At 43.6% G+C, this 23,296-nt stretch carries 18 protein-coding genes, 1 tRNA gene and 1 pseudogene; 12 read left to right on the top strand and 8 right to left on the bottom strand.

Going from position 1 to position 23,296, the window contains the following annotated elements:
* The first annotated feature begins 116 nt into the window (after positions 1-116).
* Positions 117-1,667, top strand: coding sequence for a PAS domain-containing methyl-accepting chemotaxis protein (locus R7Q46_RS01555; protein ID WP_025768974.1), 1,551 nt, complete (start codon positions 117-119; stop codon positions 1,665-1,667).
* Between the two features lie 161 nt (positions 1,668-1,828).
* Here R7Q46_RS01555 and R7Q46_RS01550 read toward each other — a convergent pair.
* Positions 1,829-1,919, bottom strand: a tRNA-Ser gene (locus R7Q46_RS01550).
* 328 nt (positions 1,920-2,247) lie between these two features.
* On the opposite strand from R7Q46_RS01550, the gene R7Q46_RS01545 reads away from it, so the two are divergent.
* Complete coding sequence (locus R7Q46_RS01545; RefSeq protein WP_005375670.1) at positions 2,248-2,928, top strand: MaoC family dehydratase; 681 nt, start codon at positions 2,248-2,250, stop codon at positions 2,926-2,928.
* Between the two features lie 63 nt (positions 2,929-2,991).
* Here R7Q46_RS01545 and R7Q46_RS01540 read toward each other — a convergent pair whose 3' ends face one another.
* Positions 2,992-3,816 (bottom strand): phosphate ABC transporter substrate-binding protein, encoded by an 825-nt coding sequence (locus tag R7Q46_RS01540; RefSeq protein ID WP_017635752.1) that lies wholly within the window; start codon positions 3,814-3,816, stop codon positions 2,992-2,994.
* 266 nt (positions 3,817-4,082) lie between these two features.
* Between R7Q46_RS01540 and R7Q46_RS01535 the strand changes: the two genes are divergently transcribed.
* A complete protein-coding gene (locus R7Q46_RS01535; RefSeq protein ID WP_017635751.1) occupies positions 4,083-4,436 on the top strand; it encodes a DUF3024 domain-containing protein in 354 nt (117 codons plus the stop codon).
* Between the two features lie 33 nt (positions 4,437-4,469).
* On the opposite strand, the gene R7Q46_RS01530 is transcribed toward R7Q46_RS01535, so the two are convergent.
* Positions 4,470-5,279, bottom strand: a complete 810-nt coding sequence (locus tag R7Q46_RS01530) for a helix-turn-helix transcriptional regulator (RefSeq protein ID WP_053307810.1) — start codon at positions 5,277-5,279, stop codon at positions 4,470-4,472.
* A gap of 71 nt (positions 5,280-5,350) precedes the next feature.
* Positions 5,351-7,354 (bottom strand): exoribonuclease II, encoded by a 2,004-nt coding sequence (gene rnb / locus R7Q46_RS01525; protein ID WP_213871183.1) that lies wholly within the window; start codon positions 7,352-7,354, stop codon positions 5,351-5,353.
* A 413-nt stretch (positions 7,355-7,767) separates the two neighbouring features.
* Between rnb and R7Q46_RS01520 the strand changes: the two genes are divergently transcribed.
* Positions 7,768-9,699: a DEAD/DEAH box helicase gene (locus R7Q46_RS01520; RefSeq protein WP_005375680.1), complete on the top strand. Its 1,932-nt coding sequence runs from the start codon at positions 7,768-7,770 to the stop codon at positions 9,697-9,699.
* A 72-nt stretch (positions 9,700-9,771) separates the two neighbouring features.
* Here R7Q46_RS01520 and R7Q46_RS01515 read toward each other — a convergent pair whose 3' ends face one another.
* Positions 9,772-11,310, bottom strand: coding sequence for a putative bifunctional diguanylate cyclase/phosphodiesterase (locus tag R7Q46_RS01515; RefSeq protein WP_031781023.1), 1,539 nt, complete (start codon positions 11,308-11,310; stop codon positions 9,772-9,774).
* Between the two features lie 363 nt (positions 11,311-11,673).
* Here R7Q46_RS01515 and R7Q46_RS01510 point away from each other — a divergent pair, with 363 nt between their 5' ends.
* The gene (locus R7Q46_RS01510; RefSeq protein WP_005386205.1) at positions 11,674-12,867 is read left to right on the top strand and encodes an acetate/propionate family kinase; all 1,194 of its coding nucleotides are present in this window, start codon (positions 11,674-11,676) and stop codon (positions 12,865-12,867) included.
* A 69-nt stretch (positions 12,868-12,936) separates the two neighbouring features.
* Here R7Q46_RS01510 and R7Q46_RS01505 read toward each other — a convergent pair whose 3' ends face one another.
* Complete coding sequence (locus R7Q46_RS01505) at positions 12,937-13,866, bottom strand: LysR family transcriptional regulator (protein WP_262647148.1); 930 nt, start codon at positions 13,864-13,866, stop codon at positions 12,937-12,939.
* A gap of 128 nt (positions 13,867-13,994) precedes the next feature.
* Here R7Q46_RS01505 and R7Q46_RS01500 point away from each other — a divergent pair, with 128 nt between their 5' ends.
* The 7 genes and pseudogenes from R7Q46_RS01500 to R7Q46_RS01475 all read left to right on the top strand — a co-directional run bounded on the left by R7Q46_RS01500 (position 13,995) and on the right by R7Q46_RS01475 (position 21,498).
* Entirely contained in the window at positions 13,995-14,909 is a 915-nt protein-coding gene (locus tag R7Q46_RS01500; RefSeq protein WP_262647149.1) for an alpha/beta hydrolase, read from the top strand.
* A 72-nt stretch (positions 14,910-14,981) separates the two neighbouring features.
* Positions 14,982-15,920 carry an alpha/beta hydrolase gene (locus R7Q46_RS01495; RefSeq protein WP_017635745.1) on the top strand — a complete coding sequence of 313 codons (939 nt, stop codon included), beginning with the start codon at positions 14,982-14,984 and terminating at the stop codon, positions 15,918-15,920.
* Positions 15,921-16,125: 205 nt separating this feature from the next.
* A complete protein-coding gene (locus tag R7Q46_RS01490) occupies positions 16,126-16,428 on the top strand; it encodes a hypothetical protein (protein ID WP_031781024.1) in 303 nt (100 codons plus the stop codon).
* A 349-nt stretch (positions 16,429-16,777) separates the two neighbouring features.
* Positions 16,778-17,692, top strand: a complete 915-nt coding sequence (locus R7Q46_RS01485; protein WP_025577788.1) for a hypothetical protein — start codon at positions 16,778-16,780, stop codon at positions 17,690-17,692.
* A gap of 1,222 nt (positions 17,693-18,914) precedes the next feature.
* Positions 18,915-19,694: pseudogene (locus tag R7Q46_RS30785) on the top strand (PAS domain-containing protein); the annotation flags it as partial.
* Positions 19,692-20,228, top strand: coding sequence for a methyl-accepting chemotaxis protein (locus R7Q46_RS30780; protein WP_372036153.1), 537 nt, complete (start codon positions 19,692-19,694; stop codon positions 20,226-20,228). The pseudogene R7Q46_RS30785 and the gene R7Q46_RS30780, both read left to right, overlap by 3 nt.
* A 391-nt stretch (positions 20,229-20,619) precedes the next feature.
* On the top strand, positions 20,620-21,498 hold the full coding sequence (locus R7Q46_RS01475) for a DMT family transporter (RefSeq protein WP_005375761.1): 879 nt from the start codon (positions 20,620-20,622) through the stop codon (positions 21,496-21,498).
* Between the two features lie 46 nt (positions 21,499-21,544).
* On the opposite strand, the gene R7Q46_RS01470 is transcribed toward R7Q46_RS01475, so the two are convergent.
* Together R7Q46_RS01470 and R7Q46_RS01465 are read right to left on the bottom strand one after the other, a co-directional pair.
* Positions 21,545-22,453, bottom strand: coding sequence for a hydroxymethylglutaryl-CoA lyase (locus R7Q46_RS01470; RefSeq protein ID WP_033906944.1), 909 nt, complete (start codon positions 22,451-22,453; stop codon positions 21,545-21,547).
* On the bottom strand, positions 22,453-23,292 hold the full coding sequence (locus R7Q46_RS01465) for an enoyl-CoA hydratase-related protein (protein ID WP_047100922.1): 840 nt from the start codon (positions 23,290-23,292) through the stop codon (positions 22,453-22,455). The genes R7Q46_RS01470 and R7Q46_RS01465 overlap by 1 nt, the downstream gene beginning before the upstream one ends.
* Positions 23,293-23,296: the final 4 nt, after the last annotated feature.

The raw sequence follows: 23,296 nt of genomic DNA, 5'->3' as shown, positions 1-23,296 counted from the left end.
AGCTTGTCAATAATTTTGTTTTATTTTTGAATCAATCTATCATTATGCATGTAAATGTTATGCTGATAAATTCATATTTGCCGTTTGTTAATTAATCAATGTAAGGACACATGTTTATGAGTGAAACGGAATACGATTACCCTTCGAGTTACAGCCTAGTTTCCATTACCGATACCTCCAGTTACATCAAATATGCCAGTGAAAACTTTAATGAAGTAGCGGGGTTTGATGAAGGGGAGCTTATCGGTAAACCCCACAATGTTGTGCGTCATCCTGATATGCCAAAACAGGCTTTTAAAGATTTATGGACTCACCTGAAAACTGGCAAACACTGGATGGGAATGGTCAAAAATCGACGTAAAAACGGCGGCTATTATTGGGTTGACGCGTTTGCTTCTCCTATAAAATCTAATGGTGAAGTTGTGGAATACCAATCAGTGAGATTTAAACCTGAGCGTATACACATCCAGCGAGCGGAAAAAGCGTATTCGAAGCTTCGAAATAATCGTAAGCCGTGGAAAATGTATCTTCCTCGTACACGTTTGTGGATGAGATCGGCCTTCTTCCTTTTAATTTCAAACCTTCTTGGCTTACTCATTCTACAAATGAATCAATCACCAGTGATAGCGTTTGGCGTTGTTGCGTTACTTTCCGTTTTCTCTATTTATGTATTAACCAGACCAGTTGAGAAGCTCGCTAAACAGGCTAGGCAAGACTTCAACAATCCACTCATGGAATATATTTATTGCGGAAGAATCAACGATCTGGCTGAGATTGAGCTGGGTATGAAGATGCGTAAGCAATTTGCCAATGCGCTATTGGGGCGCGTTGGCGTGTCTGTAAAAGACTCTTGCGAAAAAACGCGCGCAAGTGCTAACAGTGCTGCGACAAATAGCCAGCAAGTGACGGAGAACTTAAGCGCACAGAAAGTGGAGATTGACTCGGTCGCAACAGCGGTCAACGAGATGCAAGCCTCTTCATCTGAGATATCAAATAATGCTCAAGCGACCGCCGAGGCTACGTTAGAAGCGCAAAATACGATGATAGACAGCCGTAGCGTTATCGATAATGTTAACCAATCGGTTTTAGAGTTGGTGGGTGAGCTCGGCGAAATATCTAAAGTGGTCATACGTTTGAACCAACAAACCGAGCAAATTGGAACCGTTGTTGAAGTCATCAATGGTATTGCCGAACAAACTAATTTATTAGCGTTGAACGCTGCAATTGAAGCCGCGAGGGCAGGCGAACAAGGCAGAGGGTTTGCCGTTGTAGCAGATGAAGTGAGAACCTTAGCTAAAAGAACTCAGGAATCGACAACAGAGATTAAATCGGCCATTGAAGGGATTCAAAATGGGAGCAAATCAGCGGTTTCTGCGTTAGAGAAAGGTAATGAAATGTCGACCGGAACGGTAACATTGCTAGGTACTGCTTTGGATAGCATTCAACAACTGGAGTCCCTTGTTCAGGACGTCGTCGAACGAAACCAACAAATTGCGGTCGCGATAGAAGAGCAGGTTTATGTAACGGATGAAATAAATGAAAACATCCAGTCGCTTAATTTAAAGTACAGTGAATCGTATGAACTGATGACTGAAACGAATCATATGAACACCAAAGTGCAAAATTGCACCAATGACCTGTCTGAAATGATTAAGAAGTTTGCTTAAACTTTAGAAAATCGAAGTTAAAAGCCCGCTAAACATTAGCGGGCTTTTAACTGGAATATAGTGAAGTGCTGGATTCGCTTACGAGCGAGGATTTCTAAATCTCGTTTTTGTAAGAGCTAAAACGACGAGAGCTCGCAATAAATGCGAGCTCTCTAAATAAGTGGCGGAGAGATAGGGATTTGAACCCTAGATACGCTATTAACGTATGCCGGTTTTCAAGACCGGTGCTTTCAACCACTCAGCCATCTCTCCGTGTGGGCGGTATAATAAGGAGCATAGTCCGACTTGTAAAGTGCTGAATTATAATAGAAGTACAGTTTGCTTGTTTTATGATCACTGATCTGATGTTGGACAGTTTGAAAACGGAGTGAAAAAGGGACAAAAAGTACCAATTTATAGAGTTTTTACTTTATATTGGCGCACGTCAATAAAATGGTGTTTTATTGTTATCTTACTGATATATAAGACATAACATGCTTTTAGGGTACATGTGTTCGCCCGAAAGTATTTGCAAGACTTTGTGAACTAATTCAAAATTAACTGGTATAGCCAGTTGTGCTTAGAATTCTTAAGGGTGTTTATGAAGGTCACAAATCTATTTAAAGACAAAGTTGATGCGATTTCTGCTCATCAATCCGAGTTTATGAATTGGATGTCTCCAACGTTACGCGATTATTGGAGTGACTTTTTGGGGAAAGCTCAAAATAGCTTTCTTTTCTCAAAAGTTCGTGATCACCAGCAGCCAGCCGTCAACGAAGAAGTTGCACCTCAACCTGCACCGATCGTAATGGCACCTGAGGCTCAAAAGCTTTATGACGAGTTAAGTGAAAAAATTGGCGAAGTTATTCACACTGGTGATTGGGTTCATGTGTCTCAAGAACGTATTAACCAATTTGGTGCGGTAACGGAAGACATGCAATGGATTCATACTGATCCAGAGCGTGCTTCAACTGAATCTCCATTTAAGACAACTATCGCTCATGGCTTTTTAACATTAGCATTGCTGCCTAAACTGACGGATTCAGTTGATCCAGACAAGCCAATGTTCCCAACAGCTAAAATGGTAGTTAACTTGGGTTTAAACCAAGTCCGTTTCCCTTACCCTGTCAAAGCAGGCAATAATGTTCGTGCAGTCAGCACGTTAACAAAAGTAACGCCAATCAAAAAAGGTTTGGAGATTGAGCGCGAAATTAAAGTGGAAATTGAAGGTATTCGTCGACCTGGTGCGGTTGTGGTCTCTGTAATTCAACTGCATTTCTAATTCCGAAACCGGATAGAACACGACATAGGAAAAGAGAGCATCAAGGTGCTCTCTTTTTTATTTTTACTGATTAAAGTTTTTTACTGGTGTATAACCGTAATCTGCAATCGCTTTTTGTCCCTGCTCTGAACGAAGGAAAGCGATAAAACCTTTACCTGCATCGCTAATCTTATCTACTTTGTATAGCACTAGGAATGGTCGCGCCAACTTGTACTTATGATTGCTAATGTTTGTCGAGGTTGGGTCAATACCATCTAACTGAATCGCCTTGATCGAGCGATCTACTGACCCTACAGAGATAAAACCAATGGCGCGAGTGTTATGGTTAACAATGGTTTTTACCATGCTGTTGCTGTTTACAACCAAGTTGTTTGGGCTGATATCCGAGACAAGGCGATCATTAACGATTTTGGTCAGTCCCAGCAAGCTTTCGAAGCTGTAACGTGAACCTGAAGACGCTTCTCTAGTAACCACCGCGATAGGCTGATCTGCGCCCCCGACCTCTTTCCAATTCTTAATCTTACCTTTGTAAATATCAAACAGCTGTTGCTGAGAAAGGTTTTCTACAGAGTTGGTACGGTTTACAACAACAGCGAGGCCATCATAAGCGATAGGGTATACATTGAGATCTTCACCTTTTTCGCTTTCAGTCAGATAGCGAGAGCTCATGCCTATTTCGGCTACTCCTTTATTGACCATGGTGATACCAGCACTCGAACCAATGCCCTGAACAGCAACGTAATCGTCTGGGTGTGTTTTGTTGTATTCCTCAGCAAGTACATCCATCACACGAGCAACCGACGTTGAACCCGAGATGTTGATTTCTTTTGCAATGGTAGGGAGGGAGACTGCTATGGCCAATAACGTCGCCACAGTAAAACGTAACATATTAAACTCCATATACGGGATAAAGCAGAGTTTATGATATTGCGTTCAGGTTACACTTTTGTGAACTGTTAGCGCTAAACAGGGGAATTGTTTCTAGTCAAGAGGTGATGGAGCTAGCGTTTCCAAGTGGATTGAGATGATAATCTGGGTAAATGATAATATAGATATCTTATACTTGAGTTAGGTAGATAACTACCATCGGTGATGATGTAAAGGTTATATACTAGGATCGACAGCTCTAACTATCATCCATCGGGAGAACGTTGATGTCAGTGTCCCAAATGGCGACAAGTCGTTTATACAAATCAGTTCAATCGCTCTGCTCTGCGCGTAATGCTAACTTGCCTGTCGAACAGGGCAAGTGCCTCTATGAGCTAGTAGAAAATGGCGTTGAGCTTCATCGGGCGCATTTTCTCCTCGACTCTCAGCATAGCGAGTATACTTCTCCCGTCGCGAAGATCATGTTTGATGAGGACAACCAACTTTGGTATTTCTATGTTCCCACATATCACAACGAGCTGTTAAGGTGGGTGCCTTATAAGCCACTTCCATTTAGCCGAATGCTTGAGGACTTACTCAACGAGTTGGAGCGCGATCCTCAAGCGTGTTTTTGGGAATAGGGCGAGCCCAACGGATGCGAATGCCGACATGATTTATACTTTAGGCTTAACGACTTGGTTTCTAAAGTCTTTGGGGGTCATGTTGTAAACGGATTTAAATGCTGTACTGAAATGCGCTGCACTTTTAAAACCAGACTCAAACGCTATTTCTGTTATTGATTTTTCTGACTTGCGCAGTTGGGTTGCTGCGAAGTTTATCCGTTTCACCTTTAATATCTGAGAAAACGAAAGATCATCTGCGGCGAGGCGACGTTTCAAGGTCGCGATGGACATGCTCATATGAGCCGCTAAGCCTTCTAGCGTGATGTCTTTTTCAATATTACCCTCAATGTACTTAATGGCTTTTTGAGAGTCGCTCAGGCTACTTGCATCATCTATGATAGATAGGATGTTTGGCTCTACCTCAACCATCAACGACAGCAATGCCATTGCGATATGGCTTTGTGTGTAGTCTGGAGCGTTGCGACTCGCTAACTTAACCAACATGTCCTTCAATTGTGCTACTTCGCTACTGGATTGCGTTGAAAAAGGATAGAAGCGCCTTTCTTCCGTTTTGGAACGTAGCATCGGGTGCGCTTTCTTAAAGTCACAGAATATGTTTGGGTTGAAGACCAAAGCCAGTGCTTTAAAGCCACCGTCACTAGAGACGGCTTCTGCACTGCTCAGATCTGCGGAGTTATAGAGTGTGAAATCTCCGGCTTTAAGTTCAAATTGCTCACCATTAGGTTGATGAACTAATAGGGCACCTTCTTCAACAATATATAATCCATTATGTGTTGCAGTGTAACGCTCACTTTTGCGCGCAGTGAAGTGATTAAAGCGAATGATCTCAATGTTCGGCATACTCGTTCTTATCGTTTTACATAACAAATAAAAAAGGCGCTCAATAGAGCGCCTTTTAACTTCATTCGGTATTATTCACTTACAGTCTGTTCTGTTTGTGCTGCTGGTTGTTCAGCGAATACCTGGGTTGGCTTTGCAACTAAACTGCGGTTTTCTTGGTTTACGTCCGTAAGGACAATTTCCAATGTATCCCCAAGTTTGTATACGACCTCTTTATCGATAGAGATGGTACCGTTGTCGCCATTGCACTCAATTCTTTCTTTATTATCAAGAATTAGTGCACCAGGAATAAAGGCTGCTGCGCCATTTTCGAGAAGTCGGACACGTGCGCCTGCACGATTAATATCGAAAATCTCACCTGTGAAACAAGTTTTCTTGCTCGGCTCATCAGCAAGCGTACGTGCATATAGCCAATCTGAGACATTTCGCTCAGCGATTTTATGATGTTTACGATGTAGAGCTAGCTCTTCGCCTACTTGGTCATCTGGTTTTTGTACGGGTTCTTTACCAAGGATGACGGCCTTCAACATACGGTGGTTGATCATATCACCGTATTTACGAATTGGTGATGTCCAAGTTGCATAGATGTCTAAACCCATTGCATAATGAGGCAGAGGCTGATTACCCACTTCGCTGTATGCTTGGAACTTACGAATACGGTTATCTAGATAAGACGTTTCTTGAGCAGCCAACCAGCGGCGCAACGCAGCAAAGCCTTCTAGCGTAGCAATAGACTCCGCTGTGAACTCCAACTGGCCTTCTGGATTGACAAGTTGAACCACTTCTTCAATCTTCTCGTTCTTGATACCTGCATGCGTATTGAAGACACCTGTTTCAAATTTATCGCGTAATGTACGACCTGCACAGATGTTTGCGGTAATCATGGATTCTTCAACAAGGCGGTTTGCACTGCGGCGCATGTCAGCGTGGATAGCGATTACATCGTTATCTTCACTGAGCTCAAAACGGTAGTCAGGACGATCAGGGAAGACCACTGCGTTTTTCTCACGCCATTCAGCGCGAGCAAGAGAGAACTCATAAAGATCACGAACGATGGTCGCGATCTCTTCAGATGGCGTCCATGCTTCAGAGCTGCCGTTTTCTAACCAATCAGACACGTGATCGTATGCTAGGCGTGCATGTGATTTGATGTTTGCCGCGAAGAATTTAATATCGTCGCCAATCACACCATCTTTACTTACCGTTACGGTACAGCAAATAGCAGGGCGGGTTTCACCTTCAATCAGAGAACATAGGTTGTCCGCTAAATCGCGAGGTAGCATCGGGATGTTGCGTCCTGGAAGATAGATAGTATAGCCACGCTCACGCGCTACTTTATCCATTTCATCTTCAGGTGTGATGTAAGCGGTTGGGTCCGCAATAGCGATGGTGAGTTCGAAATCGCCAGATACGGTTTTCTTCGCGTACAGCGCATCGTCCATATCTTTAGTCGATTCACCGTCGATAGTGACGAATGGAACATGAGTCATGTCTACGCGTTCTAGCTCCGCGTCGTCTTTCAGTTCCCAGTTATCGATGCCTGCTGGCTCAGAGTTTGGTAGATCGTTTTGAGCAAGCGTTACCCACCAAGGCGCAATTTTATCATTCGCGTCAGTGATTTTTTCAGAAATTTCTACGAAGAAAGAGTTATCGCCTTTTAGAGGGTGGCGAATAAGATGTGCGACAACCCAATCACCTTCGGCGAACTCGTCAGGTTTTAGACCTTTCTTTAGTTTCGCTTTAAGAGATGGCTTTTTAAGCTGTGGGTGATCAGGTGCTACGTTGAGCTTGCCTTTGAACATTTTTACTCGACCAATAAAGCGAGTCACGGCTTGTTCTAGCAGCTCTTGTGGCTCTGCAACTTCGCGTTCATTTTCGGTGCGGATAATGGCGATGACTTTGTCACCGTGCATGCACTTTTTCATGTACGCAGGCGGGATGAAGAAGCTCGTCTTACTGTCCACTTCCAAAAAGCCAAAGCCTTTATCTGTGGCTTTTATTGAGCCTTCTTTTTTAGGCAGGTTTTCTTGGATTTGCTGCTTAAGCTGAGCGAGTAGTGGGTTATCTTGAAACATCTTTTCTTAAATTACCTATGGAGTTGGGCACACTATAATCATTGCGAGCTATTATTACTACCTGTGGAGCGTAATTTCGCCGTGAATTTTGCCAATTTAACCACGAGAAATTGGCTTAAATATTGATGAAATTCTCATCTGTGAGTTACGCGAATCTACGGGGAATGGTAGGGTTGGTGGAAAAATATGCTAAAAATACCATTGTTGAGAATAAATTGTGATGTAATTCAATTTTTTCTGGATTTTTTTATGCTTTTAAGGAATAATCCGCCTCCCTTAGTCGTCCCTAATGGCTTATCGCGGTTGTGTACTGTGCTGTGTTCCCGTCTGAATGGAATCAGTATCTGGATGGATCAGTATCGAATTGGAAGAGCATATGGGACTGTTTTTTTGTTTAATTAAGTAGGATCCCAATGCAAGATTCTGTTATTCAATTCAGTGATTTATCTCTGAATGATTCTATCCTTTCTGCTCTAGACGGAATGGGTTTCGTGTCACCAACTCCAATTCAGGCTGCGGCAATCCCACACCTATTGGAAGGTGCTGACGCGCTGGGTAAAGCTCAAACAGGTACAGGTAAAACAGCAGCGTTCTCTCTGCCTCTTCTCAACAAACTCGATCTAAACCAACGCAAACCGCAAGCGATTGTACTTGCTCCGACTCGTGAGCTGGCAATTCAGGTTGCAGCGGAAATGAAAAACCTTGGTAAAAACATCAAAGGTTTGAAAGTTCTAGAGATTTACGGTGGCGCATCTATTGTCGACCAAATGCGTGCTCTTAAAAGTGGCGCTCATGTAGTTGTCGGTACTCCAGGCCGTGTTCAAGATCTTATCAATCGCGAACGTCTACACCTAGACGAAGTTAGTACTTTCGTTCTTGATGAAGCAGACGAAATGCTAAACATGGGTTTCGTAGATGACGTAACTGCGATCATGGAGCACGCTCCAGAGTCAGCACAACGCGTTCTGTTTTCTGCAACTATGCCTCCAATGCTGAAGAAGATCGTTGAGCGTTTCCTTCGTGACCCTGTAACGGTTGACGTAGCTGGTAAAAACCACACTGTAGACAAAGTTCAACAACAGTTCTGGGTAGTGAAAGGTGTAGAGAAAGATGAAGCGATGTCTCGTCTTCTTGAAACTGAAGAAACTGACGCGTCAATCGTATTCGTACGTACTCGTCAAGATACTGAGCGTCTGGCTGACTGGCTATCTGCACGTGGCTTTAAAGCAGCTGCACTGCACGGTGACATTCCTCAGTCTCTACGTGAGCGTACTGTTGATCACATCAAACAAGGTGTTATTGACATCCTAGTTGCAACTGATGTTGTAGCTCGCGGTCTTGACGTTCCACGTATTACGCACGTATTCAACTACGACATCCCATTTGATGTTGAGTCATACATCCACCGTATCGGTCGTACTGGCCGTGCTGGACGTAAGGGTAAAGCGATCCTTCTAGTTCGCACTAACCAAATTCGTATGCTTCGCACTATCGAGCGTGTAACTAAGTCATCTATGGAAGAAATCCAACTTCCTCTACGTGACCAAGTTGCTGAAGCTCGTCTAGCTAAGCTAGGCGCTGAGCTTGAAGCAGAGAAAGAGCACAAAGCACTAGACAAATTTGCTGAGTTGGTAGAGAAACTACAGACTTCTCTAGACATCGACCCTGCAACACTTGCTGCTATGCTTCTTAAGCGTCAGCAAGGCAAACGTCCTCTGTTCTATATTGGCGAAGACCCAATGGTTGAAGCAATTGAGCGTGACAAGCAACGTCGTAAAGAGCGCCGTGAAGGTGGTCGCGACGGCGGTCGTAACTTCAACAACCAAGACTGGGATACTTACCAGCTTCAAGTTGGTCGTGAGCAAGGCGTTCAAGTTAAAGACATCGTTGGCGCTCTAGCAAACGAACTAGGTCTAGGTAAAGGTTCTATCGGTGCGATCAAACTAGCTCAAGGTCACACATTCGTACAGCTACCTAAAGCAATGACTTCAGACGCAGCGAACAAGCTAAGCAAACTACGTATCCGTCAACAAGATGTTGGTGCTGTAGTATGTGACTTCGATGATTTCCGCGAGTCTCGTGGTGGTCGCCGTGACGGTGGTCGTCGCGATGGTGGTCGTCGTGATGGCGGTGGTTACCGTGGCAACCGCGAAGGCGGCAATCGTGGTGGTGATCGTCGTGAAGGCGGTCGTCGCGAAGGTGGCTTCCGCGGTAACCGTGACGGCAACCGCGATGGCAATCGCGAAGGTGGCGAACGTCGTTTCGATCGCAACCGTGGTGGTGATCACCGTGGTGCACATCGTGGTGAACGTGGTCACGGTCGTGGCCGTCGTACAGACGCATAATCACGAGTGATTAAAGCGACGGTTTAAGTTGCTACAAAAAGAATTGAAAGCCGAGCAAAGCGCTCGGCTTTTTTATGCGCGTCTAATACGGTTTTGCTTTTCATCGTGTTTGTTTACCCAACTTATTACTTCGTCTAAGGGCAGGGCAGGACAGAACAAGTAACCCTGAATGATGTCACAGCCTCGACTTCTCAAAAAATGCAGTGTGTCCATGTCTTGAACGCCTTCTGCTACGACCGAATACCCTAATCCATGTGCTAGCGCAATCGTGTTCTCAACGATAGAGCGGGAGCCTTCTGTGCGGCTTGCTGTGGAAAGAAATGAGCGGTCGATTTTAATTTGATCAACCGGAAGATCTCTTAACAGTGACAAAGATGAATACCCAGTGCCAAAATCATCCAAGCTGATCTTTATACCCAATCCTTTAATTTGATGAATTAAGGGGTTGAGCTCAACGACCCTATCGATCGCCATCGTTTCAGTGATCTCTAAACTTATTAGGTCAGCGAATTGCGGGTTTACTTTGAGCAAAGTTTCTAAGCGATTAAACAGCAAGTTAGATGAGAGATCTTTCGCTGATAAGTTTACGTGGACAGGAAGCTTAATGCCTTTCTCTATAAATGTTTGCAGATCCCTTTCTACTTGGTTAAGAACCCACATGGTAATGTTGTGCACCTGATTGCTACGCTCTGCGATAGGAATGAAGTCGTTGGGTGAGATCGTTTTACCATTTTCGTCATGCCAACGAATCACTGCTTCAAAACCGACAGCTAAGTTAGTGTGTGCATCAATCAACGGTTGGTAATATAACTGAAACTCTTCTTTTTCAAGCGCACATTGAATACGAGAAGATATCTCAAGTTGGTACTTAGCCCCGACGTTCATATCCTCATTATAAAACGCAAAAAGATTGCCATTACGCTTGGCGTGATACATAGCGATATCTGCGTGCTTGATCAAAAGATCATTGGTTAGGGCGTCATATGGGTAGGTGCTTATACCAAAAACAACGCGGCAGGAAACTTGAAACTCATCTAAATGAAAGCGTTCAGACATTGCAGAATCTAGTTCTTCTATGAGTTTTTTACCCGTTTCCTCGCATGCAGAAGATGTCAGGATGACAAATTCATCACCACCAACGCGGAATATCTGGTCATTGCCTTTCAGTTTCCCCTGAAGGCGTTGACCAATTTGAATAAGTAACTGGTCTCCACAAAAGTGACCCATTGCATCGTTGACCTGTTTAAAATTAACCACGTCAAAAAGGATCACCGAGAATGGGTCTCTAGATTGTATTCTGCCTTCGATAGACTCAAAGCAGTATTTACGATTAGGGAGCCCAGTAAGAGCGTCATGGACAGCATTGCGCTTCTCTCTTTCAGCAACGGTATGAAGCTCTAATATCGAATCGTTGCTCCACTTAATCACCAGCACGACAAAGATACTGCCGCCAAAAAGTATAAGAGAAACCCCAGTTTCTAAGAGAGAAGCAATAGGTTTTTGCATGATGGCGTGCAAAAAAACGGCATAAGCAAAAATGAAACAGCTGATTAACAATAATAGGAAAGTCCACCCGGTTACGTCAGTTTTCGAGCAGATGTTTTTTGTCATCTGCCATCCCCAGCAGAGCAAAATCAAACCTAAGATCACTAATAGAAATGCAATAGTGGGCACATTATTACCCCGATTTATTGATTGGTTTGTTATTTTTGTTCACCCAATAAACAACGTAGCTTATATATCTGACTTTGTACAAATTGACCTATTCATAAATTATGTTTAACAAGTGATATTTTTTAGCCTTCAAATAAAATCAAAACTTGCTACAGATCAACAAAATTTGTTCAATCAAATCGCTTTTACTAAAAGATTGTTGAAAGATTAAAAAATTATTGAATAATAGAGGGGCAAACAAGAAGTACGCAGCGCACAAGCGCTATTACAACCTCTGCTCTACAACAGGATAACTATTTCATGTCTAATTCGTTTGTACTGGTGATCAACTCTGGTAGCTCTTCATTAAAATTTGCTGTTATTGATTCTGAAACCGGTGAAGCTTTGGTATCAGGTATTGGTGAGTGTTTTGGTCTACCTGAAGCTGAAATCAGTTGGAAATATCAGGGAGAAAAAACCGTTGAAGCAATTCCAGCTGGCGGTAACCATCATCAGTACGCTGTTGAGCGAGTGGTAAAACTACTCGAAACTCTAGGTTTGAGCTCAAAATTTGTCGCTGTAGGCCATCGCATTGTCGCAGGCGGTGAAACCTTTAAAGGAACTGTGAAAGTTGATGAAACAGTTATTCAAGAAGTAGAGCGCCTTGCTGAACTTGCACCACTTCATAACAAAGCGAACGCTGAAGGCATGAGAGCGGCAATGGCGGCGTTCCCTTCACTGCCTCAATTTGCTGTATTTGACACTGCTTTCCACCAAACAATGCCAGCCAAAGCCTTTATGTACGCACTTCCTTACGAGCTTTACGAAGAGCATAAAGTGCGTCGTTACGGTGCTCACGGTACAAGCCACTACTACGTAAGCCGTGAAGCAGCGAAAATGCTAGATAAGCCGGTTGAAGAAAGCAGCTTTATCACTGTGCACTTAGGTAACGGTGCATCAGTGAGTGCGGTTAAAAATGGCGAATGTGTTGATACAAGTATGGGTTTGACGCCGTTAGCTGGCCTAATGATGGGCACTCGCTGTGGTGACCTAGACCCAAGTGTTATCGAGTTCCTTTTCCGTAAAGGCTGGGAAAAAGACGAAGTGTTCGAGATGATGAACAAGAAGTCAGGTTTCTTAGGTGTATCTGGTGTGACAAGTGATGCTCGTGGCGTACTAGAAGCAATGGAAGCGGGGAATTCACGTGCGAAGTTGGCATTTGAGATCTTCACTTACCGCGTTGCGAAATACATTACTTCCTACCTCGCGGCTCTGGATTCATTAGACGGCATCATCTTCACTGGTGGTATTGGTGAAAACTCACTACCAATTCGTCGTGAAATCTTGAAAAACCTAAAACTGTTAGGTTTTGTTGAAGATGAGAAAGGTAACGAAGACGCAAGATTTGGTAACGCAGGTGTTATTGCAACATCTGAGTTGCTCGGTGCGAAAGCACTAGTTATTCCTACTAACGAGGAATTTGTGATAGCCAAACAATCGGTTGAGCTATTGTAATATATAACGAAAACAGAAAGTTAAAAGCGAGCCTCGTGCTCGCTTTTTTTATTTAAAGCAATTTGGCAATTACTCTTTGAGTTTCAGAGCTTCGCGCTTTTTGATTAAAAAATCCATCAAGACGCGGATTTTTTTCGGCATATGCTCTCGTGAAGGTATATATAAATAAAACCCTGGAAACTCTTTGCACCAAGGTGTCAGAACTCGGGTCAATCTTCCCTCATCTATGTGCTTTTCCACCCATAAATCAATATGCTTCACTAAACCCACACCCTGTATTGCAGCTTGTAACATACTATAGTCATCATTAAAAATAGCATTACCTTTAGGCTCGAAAACGAGGGTGCGCTTTGCAACATCTGGAGAGGTTAGCGACCAATGATCAATTGTTCCGCTAGAGGTAAAACGATAAGCAAGGCAATTGTGATCTTCTAAACCCTCAGGAGTTTGAGGTAGTCCATTTTGCCTAAAGTATTCAGGAGAGCCCACTATTGCCGTTGTTAACGGCGGAGTAATAGGGATCGCAACCATATGTTCATCTAAGCTTAATCCTAAGCGAATGCCAGCGTCAACGCCTTCTGCGACGATGTTAGAAAACCCATCATCCATGATTAGCTCTAGGCGTATTTTAGGATAACGAGAGAGGAACTCACCTAGATAGGGCTCAATAAGCAGCCGAGCAGCGGTTCTTGATACACTGATACGGATTAATCCCGAAGGCTCAAGATGAGAGTCGTTCAATTCGTTAACGACCTGCTCAATGTTCACCAATGAAGGTTGCAAAATATCAAGCAGACGTTGGCCTTCTTCCGTCAGCGACATACTTCTGGTGGTTCGATTAATTAACCGAACTTGTAGCTGTTGTTCTAACGCTTTTAGGTGTTGTGATAAGGCAGCACGGGTTACCCCCATTTCTAAGGCTGCTTTAGTGAAACTACGATGGCGAGCAATATGTGCAAACCACGTCAGTGATGAAATTAAAGAAGGTTCTATTCTCATTTGTTAAGTATAACTAAACAGTCATGTAGATAAAACGATATTTATCCGAAACAGTGTGTTGACTAATATTACATCGAAGCTTAGGTCAGCCTGAGATGAACAGTTAACTTCTAATGGAGAATGTCGCTATGTCTAAAGTCACTTTCAAAAATCTCAATGGTCAAGGTATTGAGATTTCAGCGGTTATCAACTTCCCTACAGATTTTGATGCAAGTAAACAATATGCGGCGGTTGTTGTTTCACACCCAGGTGGTGGCGTAAAAGAGCAAACCGCAGGCCTATATGCGAGTAAACTTGCAAAAAGCGGCATAATTGCCATTGCGTTTGACCGTTCGTATCAAGGTGAAAGTACAGGTGAGCCTCGCCAAATGGAAAACCCTTACACGAGTACTGAAGACGTGAGCGCAGTCGTCGACTATCTGACAACGTTAGAGTACGTCGATAACGATAAAATTGGCGCAATGGGGATTTGTGCTGGTGCGGGCTATAGTGCAAATGCAGCGATCAATGATCGTCGAATCAAAGCACTGGGTATGGTTAGTGCCGTAAACATTGGCCAAATGTTCCGTAATGGTTGGGATAATTCGGTTAACGATGCTGACGCTGTTGGTTACTTAGAATTTGGTTCGAATGCTCGCACAACCGACACGAATGGTACAGAATTCGCGACTATTCCTCTAGCTCCGATGCGTGAAGAAGATGCCTCAAATACAGAGCTACGCGAAGCTTGGGAGTATTACCACACACCACGTTGTGAACATCCAAATGCGCCGGGTTTTGCTCTAACTCGTAACTTAAACCAGATCATTACTTACGATGCGTACCACAAAGCGGAAGCATTCCTAACTCAGCCAATTCTTGCTGTCGTTGGTAGTGACGCAGGCAGCAAATGGATGAGTGATGACCTGATAGAACGTGCAGCGAGTTCAGATAAAACCTTGTATGCCATTGATGGTGCAAACCATATGTCGCTTTATGATGTTGCCGAATACGTCGATGACGCAGTATCCCAACTCGCATCTTTCTTCCAACGCACTCTTTAATATTCCCGATGAAAGGCTCAATTGCTTCGAGCCTTTCTGCTCTCAAGGCTTTTTACTCTTAAGGTATTGATTATGAATATGCAAAAAATCACTTTTAGAAATGCTGATATGTCTTGGGATATGTCTGCATTAATTTTATTCCCAGAAGGCTTCAATGAATCGAAACGCTACCCAACAATGATAAGTGTTCATCCTTTTGGTAGTTGTAAAGAACAAACATCCAGCGCTGTCTATGGTAAAGCCCTTGCTGAGTTAGGTTACGTCGTGATCGCATTTGACGCGAGCTTCCAAGGAGAATCGGGAGGATTGCCTCGCTACGTAGAAGACCCAAGTCAACGTGTTGAAGATATCAGTCGCGTTATCGACTATGCAGTAACTTTACCATATGTCGATGAGAATAGAATTGGTGGACTCGGTATCTGCGGCGGTGGTGGTTACATGATCAATTCAGCCCTAACCGAAAAGCGCTTGAAAGCTGTCGTAGGTATTACGCCTGTTAACTTAGGCCGCTTGTTCCGTGAAGGCTTTAGTATGTACGACCCTATCGCCAATCTTGAAGCTATGGCTGCACAGAGAACAGCCGAAGCTCGCGGCTCAGAGCTGAAAATCGATGAACTTCTTCCTCCAAATATTGAATTTGCAAAAGAAAATGGATTAACAGAACGAGACGTGTTCGAAGCTACTGAATACTACAAAACATCACGTGGACAAACCGAAGGTGGTGCAACTCGTATGCTGTTTTCACATGCACAGAAAACACTGAGCTGGGATGCCTTTGCATTTGCCGAAACGTTATTGACTCAGCCTGTTATGGCCGTGGTAGGGCAAAAAGTCGGGGCATTTGGTGCTTATCGTGATGGGCAGGAAATTTATGGCCGCTCTGTTCAATCAAAAGACCGACAGCTGGTTAATTTGGAAAATTGGTCTCACTATGAACTGTATGACCATCCAGAAGCAGTCGGCATTGCAATGGACAAGGTTTCTGCATTCCTTGAAACACACTTAAAATAATCTAATAAGTTAGAAGCGTTTTGTAGAGTTGCAAAGCGCTTATTTTTAACAGCGTAAGATGTAGTTCGAAGCGAGTAGGTCGGTAAATCTTCGTGCGAATAACCTCATCTACAGGCTATTGACTAAATACCACTGCCAAATACTGTTTAAGACAATGTACACTGAAACCTAATTAAAGGCGTTAGATAGGAATGAAGTTTAATTTATGCGCAAATCAGATAAGAAGGTCGAGAATCTAATTAGAGAAGTGTTGACCGAAGTTTGTGAAGATACGCTAAAAGGCTACGATGGCTTTCTTTGGGTGACTCATACCGTCAAATTCTCTTCTTTTCCACAAAGCTTAGAAATAGTCTGCGTCTTCGAAACGAAGCAAGATCGAGCTAACTTTTTTGAAGGAGAGGGCCGACAGCATGTTTCCACAACTATTCAAAAGGCCTTTAATAAGGTAGGAGTGCAACTAAAGAACGTCAGTAAGCAAATCAGTTACGATACAAAACAAAAGTGTTAGTGCGGGCAGCAATTGAAGTGAGTTAGGGTTGTTTTAGGCATCCAAAGCTTCATTTTATGAGTTTTGATATAAAGCCTGAAGACTAAGCTTGGGCTTTCTCTGCCAAACTTATCTTTGCCCCAAAATAAGCTGGAATAAATACTCTACAAAATTTGGTGCTTGCGTTTTACCCTACAAAAAGTTATCCGATAGAATACAAACCAACATAACTTGCCCCTTCACTATGCTTGTTTGACTTGGCAATTTGCCTATTTAACCAGTTAATTCCTCGAGGTATCTTGTTGGGGGATGATAAAGCACTGAAAATATTGTTATTATCCTTTTTCATTTACTAGTAAAACTAAACCCCATGAGATATGAATCCGCTCCTGTAGCTCCAGTAGAAAGACAAAAAACCACAAGAGAACGTACAGTACGTCAACGCCTAGAACGTCAGGAAGAGCTGAGATATACCGCGAGCGATGAGAAACGATGGGCTGAAAATAGAGAGCGCGTTCTTGCTGAACGCAAAGCTGCCCAACAAGCTTATGGCTTAACAGAAAAAGAATGGGACGATGATTTACAAAAGCAAGCTAAAGAATATCAATGGGACACCTCTCAACAAGAGAACGTCAGTATTGCCGTACTAACCGTTGAAGAAGCCAACGAGTATTTGGATTTGCTCATTAAAGACACGCACGGACAGCTCACTATAGGTAAGGACTACACTGGCGTTAGCAAGGGACTTAAAGACGCTTATGACGTGGCCAAAGATCTCGGTGGATTTGGGGCAACCGCCAAAGCCGTCAATATCAATGGTGTAATGAACATTGTGGTTGAGAACTACAAGCCTCGATATTTAGATTTAGGTGTCCGTTGGCAGGAAGCAACGCCTAAAATGCTTAAAATTGGCCACGCCCTAAACACCGTTCGAGGCAATGTCAGTTTCTTGAGCAGCAATATCTATGTAGAACTTGTGTTCAGTGGTGCGGTTAATGCAGTTGATTACATATTGCACGATGAAAAAACGCTAGGTGAGGTAGTAGGACAGTTTACATCGGATGTATCAAAAGGTGTGGTTGCTGGTGTGATTGCTCAAGGCATAACGATAGGGCTTAGAGTTGGAGTTACCGCAGCGTTTGCAGCGCCACCAACAGCGTTATTGTTGGGTTTCTTTGTGCTTACTGCTTTCGGTATTGGTAAAGTTGTTTCGGCTATTGATGACCAATACAAGTTCACCGAACCAATGAAAAAAGAAATTGAGAGGTTGATTGATGAAAATTAATCGTTTTCGCTCTGGACTATTTTTGGCGGCATGCATAGCATCATCATTGCTCATAGTCCCTTTCTCTACCAATGGCCTTTACGACTCAGAAAGTCTCCCAAATGTGGTCAAGATATACAGCCCACTAAATGACGCGTCATTACTGGCTCTTAGCTACGCAATGATCACTGCATCGTTATTGTCATTGATAGTATTCATTACTGGCCGATGCTTAAGATGGTTACCTAAAGTGGTTGTGTTAGTTCTAAGCTGCTTATTCTTGGCTTCCTTTGCATATGGTTGGCATACGAATGTATCAACAAAGCAAGAGCTTAATGAGAAAGGCTATATTGAATGTGTATCTGAACGGGAGCTTGCATTGAAGTTCTCAAGCAAAACTTATGTTCTTCCCCCCGAGACTTGCGATTAAAGGTTTAGTGAAGATGGCCACTAGCGAACTGGTGACCAATGAAAGTCAATAGCCGTTTACTTTTTGAGGAAGCTTGGTAATCACTGCCAATACTTCGTCACATAGCGCAGAGGCATCTTCATAGGGGCAATATCGTTAACGTCCACTGGGTGGTGCACGTCACGAATGTCCGAGCCAATTTTCAGCATTCTTACCATTCTTGGAGCTAACACTCCTTGGTTGGTTAATGGAATACTAATCCTACAGTTTGTAGTGGCCAAAGGAGTTTGGCCACGCATTTGAAGCCCATCCATACATAAACTAATCAGTATTTCGCTAATTTAGCAAAATCACTAACTCAAAAATGTCCAAAAGCTTGTTGGTCGGTGTGCTGTTATTGGTTGCTCCGTGCGCTATTAATAGAAATGCAAGCGAATAAGGAGTGGCTAATCGATCAAACGGCGGATGGAACAGCGATAAAACGGCAAAAACTATTGGAATTAAGTCAAGGCCCTTTTTTTTAATGAAAAGGCTTATTGATCTGAACACACCGCTTCTCCATATAAGTATATCCACAAATACAAACCTCAAACTGGCGATAAAGAGCTTTAATATTGATAAATATATAAACAGCTTGGGCGCTGAAGAAATTTCAGTATACTGCGCTTAGGTTACACTGTAGAAAAAATCGCCGTATTCCCAGCGGGGTCCTTTGATGAGAAATAGAAATCGCGTTTGAATATGCAACCAAACGATTTTGCCGCTTGCAGTTTATTCGGTATACAAATAATAAACCTTTGACTAGTCCGAAGGTCGGTCGAATGAGAGAAAGTCATGTTTTTTAATAAGTCGCTTCAACAAGAAAATCAACGATTAAAGCAGGAGTTGCAAATCCTGCAGCAAATCCAAACCAGTTTAGATGAAGAGATGATCCGCTTAACATTGGATAGTAAAGGCCTCATTACTTCTGCAAATACCAAACTACAGCAAGAACTTTTCTTACATGATGATGAGATCTTAACGAAATCAATTACTGAATTGGTACCGTCAAATTCGCGCAATACAGATCACTTTCATCGAATGAAGAAAGCCGTCCAAGATAAAGTGTTCTGGAATGGGGCATTGCAAGTACAGAAAGGTAATGGTGAGGAAGCCTGGTTAAGAACGATTATCCAGCCTGTTTTAAATGAGCACAGAGAAGTAGAAAGCTTTTTTGTTTTTGCTTCTGAACTTACACGAACGATCAAATCATCTCGTGAGCAAGAGGACATGCTAAATGCATTAAGTCGTTCTATGGCGGTGATTGAGTTCACATTAGATGGCCATGTTTTAAAAGCCAACGATAATTTCCTAAACACAATGGGTTATACGCTTGATCAGATTCTAGGAAAGCATCATCGCATGTTTTGTGATCAGGAAGAGTCGAGCTCTCAAGCTTACCGTGAGTTTTGGCAACGTTTAGCAAAAGGGCAATTTTCATCAGAGCGATTCAAACGAGTTAACCGTTATGGTGAAGAGGTGTGGTTAGAGGCTTCATATAACCCAATCCATAACGACAGAGGAGAGCTCTATAAGGTCGTTAAGTTCGCGACAGATATTACCCAGCAGGTAATGCAGGAACAGAAAATGGCCCAGGCTGCGCAATTGGCGAATGAAATCTCCCAAGAAACTGGAACACAAACCCTGCAAGGGCAAGAGGTTATAGGCTCAACGTTAGAAAAGATGCAGATACTTTCCGAGCAAATGCAGCAAGCGAACACCGCGATTGACGAGCTTAAAGCGCACTCATCGCGTATTAGCGAGTTGGTAAATAGCATCAGTGGTATCGCTGACCAAACTAACTTATTGGCGTTAAATGCGGCGATAGAAGCGGCTCGTGCGGGTGAGCATGGTAGAGGTTTTGCCGTTGTTGCTGATGAAGTCAGACAGCTTGCTACAAGAACCAATGCAACCACCGATGAAATTGTCACAATGGTAAGTGAAAACCTACAGCGAACAGATAACGCAGTTAAGCTGATCGCTAAATGCCAAAAAGAAGCACTAGATACGCTAGAGCTCTCTGAAAAAGCAGGTAATGTGATGAATGAAATACAAGATGGCGCTAGCCGTGTTGTAGAGGCCGTGGAGCAATTTAACCGCTCGTTGTAGTTAATCAATAAGTTTTCATTGTAGGGGCGATGGGTAAAAAGCAATTCGCCTTATTCAACCTGTATTGAGGAGCGCTGAAGTCGCAATACTACTCCTGCCGCAGTCAAGTTAAGCGTTTTGAAAGAGGGGTAGTTCGACACCCCGTACAGGTTTTAGCCAGTTTGCTTGCTGTATAGAATGCCAAAGTAATTTAGTATGCGAAAAGGCTTGCCTTAAGACTTTGCCTGCATTTAATGTATCTAGAAGCAGAACTTCAATCTGCGTGACAACAATACAGGAGAGGATCGGGCTTTCACTTTTTCGCTCGACACAAACCCCTTTCAAATTTACACAGTAGCACAGTAAAACTCTCTTGCTGCGCTATTGTGTGTTCCATATTTTGTGAGTACTTATGTTTAACTCAGAACGCAAAGCGACGGTTATTCTGGTTGCGACGACGATGATCGCTGCACTTGGCTGGATATTCTCTAAGGAGACAATACAGGGTTTACCACCTTTTGGCTTTATTGGGGCGCGATTTACTATCGCTTCGCTCTGCTTACTGCCTCTATGTTACCGACCTTTGCTGAAAGCAAACTTAAAAGATGTGCTTTCTGCTGGTGGTGTCGGGCTCCTGTTAGGCAGTGCCGTTATGACATGGATTTACGCTATTTCTATCAGTGATACTCTCGGGGAAGGCGCATTTATCATGAGCCTTTCCATGCTGTTTGTGCCGATTGTTGCATGGGTTATGTTTCGTCAACGACCACAACGAATTTTCTGGCTTTCTTTGCCTATCGCTGTATTAGGTCTTGCTTGTCTTTCTTTAGTTGGTGGCTGGAAACAATCGGCCAGTCAATTGTGGTTTCTTGGTGCAGCACTGGTTTTGGCGCTTCATTTTAATGTGAACAGCAAATACTCTCAAAAACTACCTGTGCTGCTGCTTACTTGCGTGCAACTTTTTTCAGCAGGTTGTTTAGGTTTGTTGGTTTCATTTTTTATGGAATCTTTCCCAGCAGAGGTGGATTCCTCTATTTGGTGGTGGTTTGCGTTGAGTACCTTATTAGCGACGAGCTTGCGTTACGTAATGCAAACCATGGGGCAAAAATTTGTTCAGGCAGGTAACGCTGCTCTAATTATGATATTAGAACCAGTTTGGACGGTTATTCTGAGCGTGCTGTGGTATGGCGAAGTGCTAACGGCAAATAAACTAGTAGGTTGTGTGCTTATCTTATTTTCTCTAATTATTTATCGTACTGGCGGGCGGTTTCGCTTCCCTACTCGAAAGTAGAGCAAATTAACTTGGGTTGGGAGAATTTGAGGTGCCGGATGGCCTTCTACGAAAGTGATAATACGCGGTTACGCAATGCTAATGACACTTTTGATGTAGGCTGCCGACCCAGCTCTTCGCTGATCATCCAGCCAGCTTTAGCCAGTAGATCTAAGTCGATCCCCGTCTCTATTCCTAATCCTTGGCATAAATATAGTACATCCTCCGTTGCGACATTCCCTGATGCGCCATGAGCGTATGGGCATCCACCCAGCCCAGCTACACTACTGTCGATGGTGTTGATGCCCATACTCAGTGCCTGATAAATGTTGGTGAGAGCTTGTCCCCATGTGTCGTGGAAATGGACAGCAAGCTGGGGAAGAGGTGCAACCAACATGACGGCTTCTAGCATAGCAGCGATACGGTTTGGCGTGCCTGTACCGATTGTGTCGCCTAGAGACACCTCATAACACCCTAAATCGATGAGTGATTTGACCACGCTCGCCACTTGTTTAGGGGCTGTCGGGCCATCGTAAGGGCAGTCGGCAACGCAGGATAGATAGCCACGAACAGGGATGCCGTGTTTGGTGGCTAATCGCATTACAGGTTCGAAGCGAGTTAGGCTTTCTGCAATCGAGCAATTGATATTGTGTTGGCAGAATCCTTCTGAGGATGAAGTGAAAATCGCGACCTGATTGACACCAGCCTCTAACGCTTGTTCTAAGCCTTTTAGGTTTGGTGTCAGGGCAGAATAAGTAACATGATTTCGCATTGTTATTGCTTTCATGACCTCTGTTGAGTCCGCCATTTGTGGCACCCATTTGGGCGAAACAAAAGAGCCCGCCTCAATATGCGTTAGCCCAGTATCAGAGAGTAAGTTGATCAGCCGGATTTTAGTCTGGGTCGTAACAGGAGATTCATTTTGCAACCCATCTCTAGGACCTACTTCGACAATCTTTACTTTGGAAGGTAGCATTACTTGTCCTGTGACTTGGTGACCCAACTTGGGCTACGCTTTTCAAGAAACGCTTGCAGCCCATCTTGACCTTGGGGTGATACTCTAATGTCCGCAATGAGCTTGCTAGTATAGTGAATCAGTTGTTGATCGATGGGGTTTTGATGACATTGATGGCAGAGCGTTTTCGCTTTACGCATCGCATCTGGGCTATTAAGTAGCAACGTCTTGATTACGCTATCGACCGCATTTTCAAGCTGTTTGGCTTCTTTCACTTCGTGCACAATACCAAACCGTTCGGCATCTTCGGCTGAAATGACTTCACCACTTAAGATATAGCGTCTAGCTTGTCTATTCCCCATCGCGCGCATGACGTAAGGCGCAATGGTCGCTGGAACTAAACCAAGCTTAACTTCACTTAAGCAAAAGTTGGCACTTTGGCTTGCGATGGCGATATCACTACAACAAATCAACCCTAAAGCACCACCATAAGCGGAACCTTGAACAACTGCGATGGTGGGTTGAGGGAACGAATCTAGTGTTTCCATGAGTCTTGCCAAGTTTTGGGCATCAACGAAGTTATCTTGCCTCGTGCTGTCGGCCATCGACTGCATCCAATTCAAATCGGCCCCGGATGAAAAATGCTTACCGTTACTTCTTAATACCAAGCACCGCACATCCGTTCGTAAAGCGAGATAATCTAGGCGGTGGATCAGCAAGTCGATCGTACAAGCGTCAAAAGCATTGTGTTTGGCTGCTCTGTTTAGGGTAATGGTCGCTACGCCATTATCATCGACATGCCAAAGAACATCATCTTGCCTTTGGGCGTTGGGAATAATGCTTGGTTGCATTTCCTGCATACTT

Source organism: Vibrio sp. 811, from assembly GCF_033339195.1.
The sequence above is the reverse complement of the archived record's forward strand: the minus strand, read 5'-3'. Positions and strand labels throughout refer to the sequence as shown.

Coding starts and splice junctions, on each gene's coding strand:
- R7Q46_RS01555 (WP_025768974.1), top strand. CDS start 117: ATGAGTGAAACGGAATACGATTACCCTTCGAGTTACAGCCTAGTTTCC.
- R7Q46_RS01545 (WP_005375670.1), top strand. CDS start 2,248: ATGAAGGTCACAAATCTATTTAAAGACAAAGTTGATGCGATTTCTGCT.
- R7Q46_RS01540 (WP_017635752.1), bottom strand. CDS start 3,816: ATGTTACGTTTTACTGTGGCGACGTTATTGGCCATAGCAGTCTCCCTC.
- R7Q46_RS01535 (WP_017635751.1), top strand. CDS start 4,083: ATGTCAGTGTCCCAAATGGCGACAAGTCGTTTATACAAATCAGTTCAA.
- R7Q46_RS01530 (WP_053307810.1), bottom strand. CDS start 5,279: ATGCCGAACATTGAGATCATTCGCTTTAATCACTTCACTGCGCGCAAA.
- rnb (WP_213871183.1), bottom strand. CDS start 7,354: ATGTTTCAAGATAACCCACTACTCGCTCAGCTTAAGCAGCAAATCCAA.
- R7Q46_RS01520 (WP_005375680.1), top strand. CDS start 7,768: ATGCAAGATTCTGTTATTCAATTCAGTGATTTATCTCTGAATGATTCT.
- R7Q46_RS01515 (WP_031781023.1), bottom strand. CDS start 11,310: ATGACAAAAAACATCTGCTCGAAAACTGACGTAACCGGGTGGACTTTC.
- R7Q46_RS01510 (WP_005386205.1), top strand. CDS start 11,674: ATGTCTAATTCGTTTGTACTGGTGATCAACTCTGGTAGCTCTTCATTA.
- R7Q46_RS01505 (WP_262647148.1), bottom strand. CDS start 13,866: ATGAGAATAGAACCTTCTTTAATTTCATCACTGACGTGGTTTGCACAT.
- R7Q46_RS01500 (WP_262647149.1), top strand. CDS start 13,995: ATGTCTAAAGTCACTTTCAAAAATCTCAATGGTCAAGGTATTGAGATT.
- R7Q46_RS01495 (WP_017635745.1), top strand. CDS start 14,982: ATGAATATGCAAAAAATCACTTTTAGAAATGCTGATATGTCTTGGGAT.
- R7Q46_RS01490 (WP_031781024.1), top strand. CDS start 16,126: ATGCGCAAATCAGATAAGAAGGTCGAGAATCTAATTAGAGAAGTGTTG.
- R7Q46_RS01485 (WP_025577788.1), top strand. CDS start 16,778: ATGAGATATGAATCCGCTCCTGTAGCTCCAGTAGAAAGACAAAAAACC.
- R7Q46_RS30780 (WP_372036153.1), top strand. CDS start 19,692: ATGCAGGAACAGAAAATGGCCCAGGCTGCGCAATTGGCGAATGAAATC.
- R7Q46_RS01475 (WP_005375761.1), top strand. CDS start 20,620: ATGTTTAACTCAGAACGCAAAGCGACGGTTATTCTGGTTGCGACGACG.
- R7Q46_RS01470 (WP_033906944.1), bottom strand. CDS start 22,453: ATGCTACCTTCCAAAGTAAAGATTGTCGAAGTAGGTCCTAGAGATGGG.
- R7Q46_RS01465 (WP_047100922.1), bottom strand. CDS start 23,292: ATGCAGGAAATGCAACCAAGCATTATTCCCAACGCCCAAAGGCAAGAT.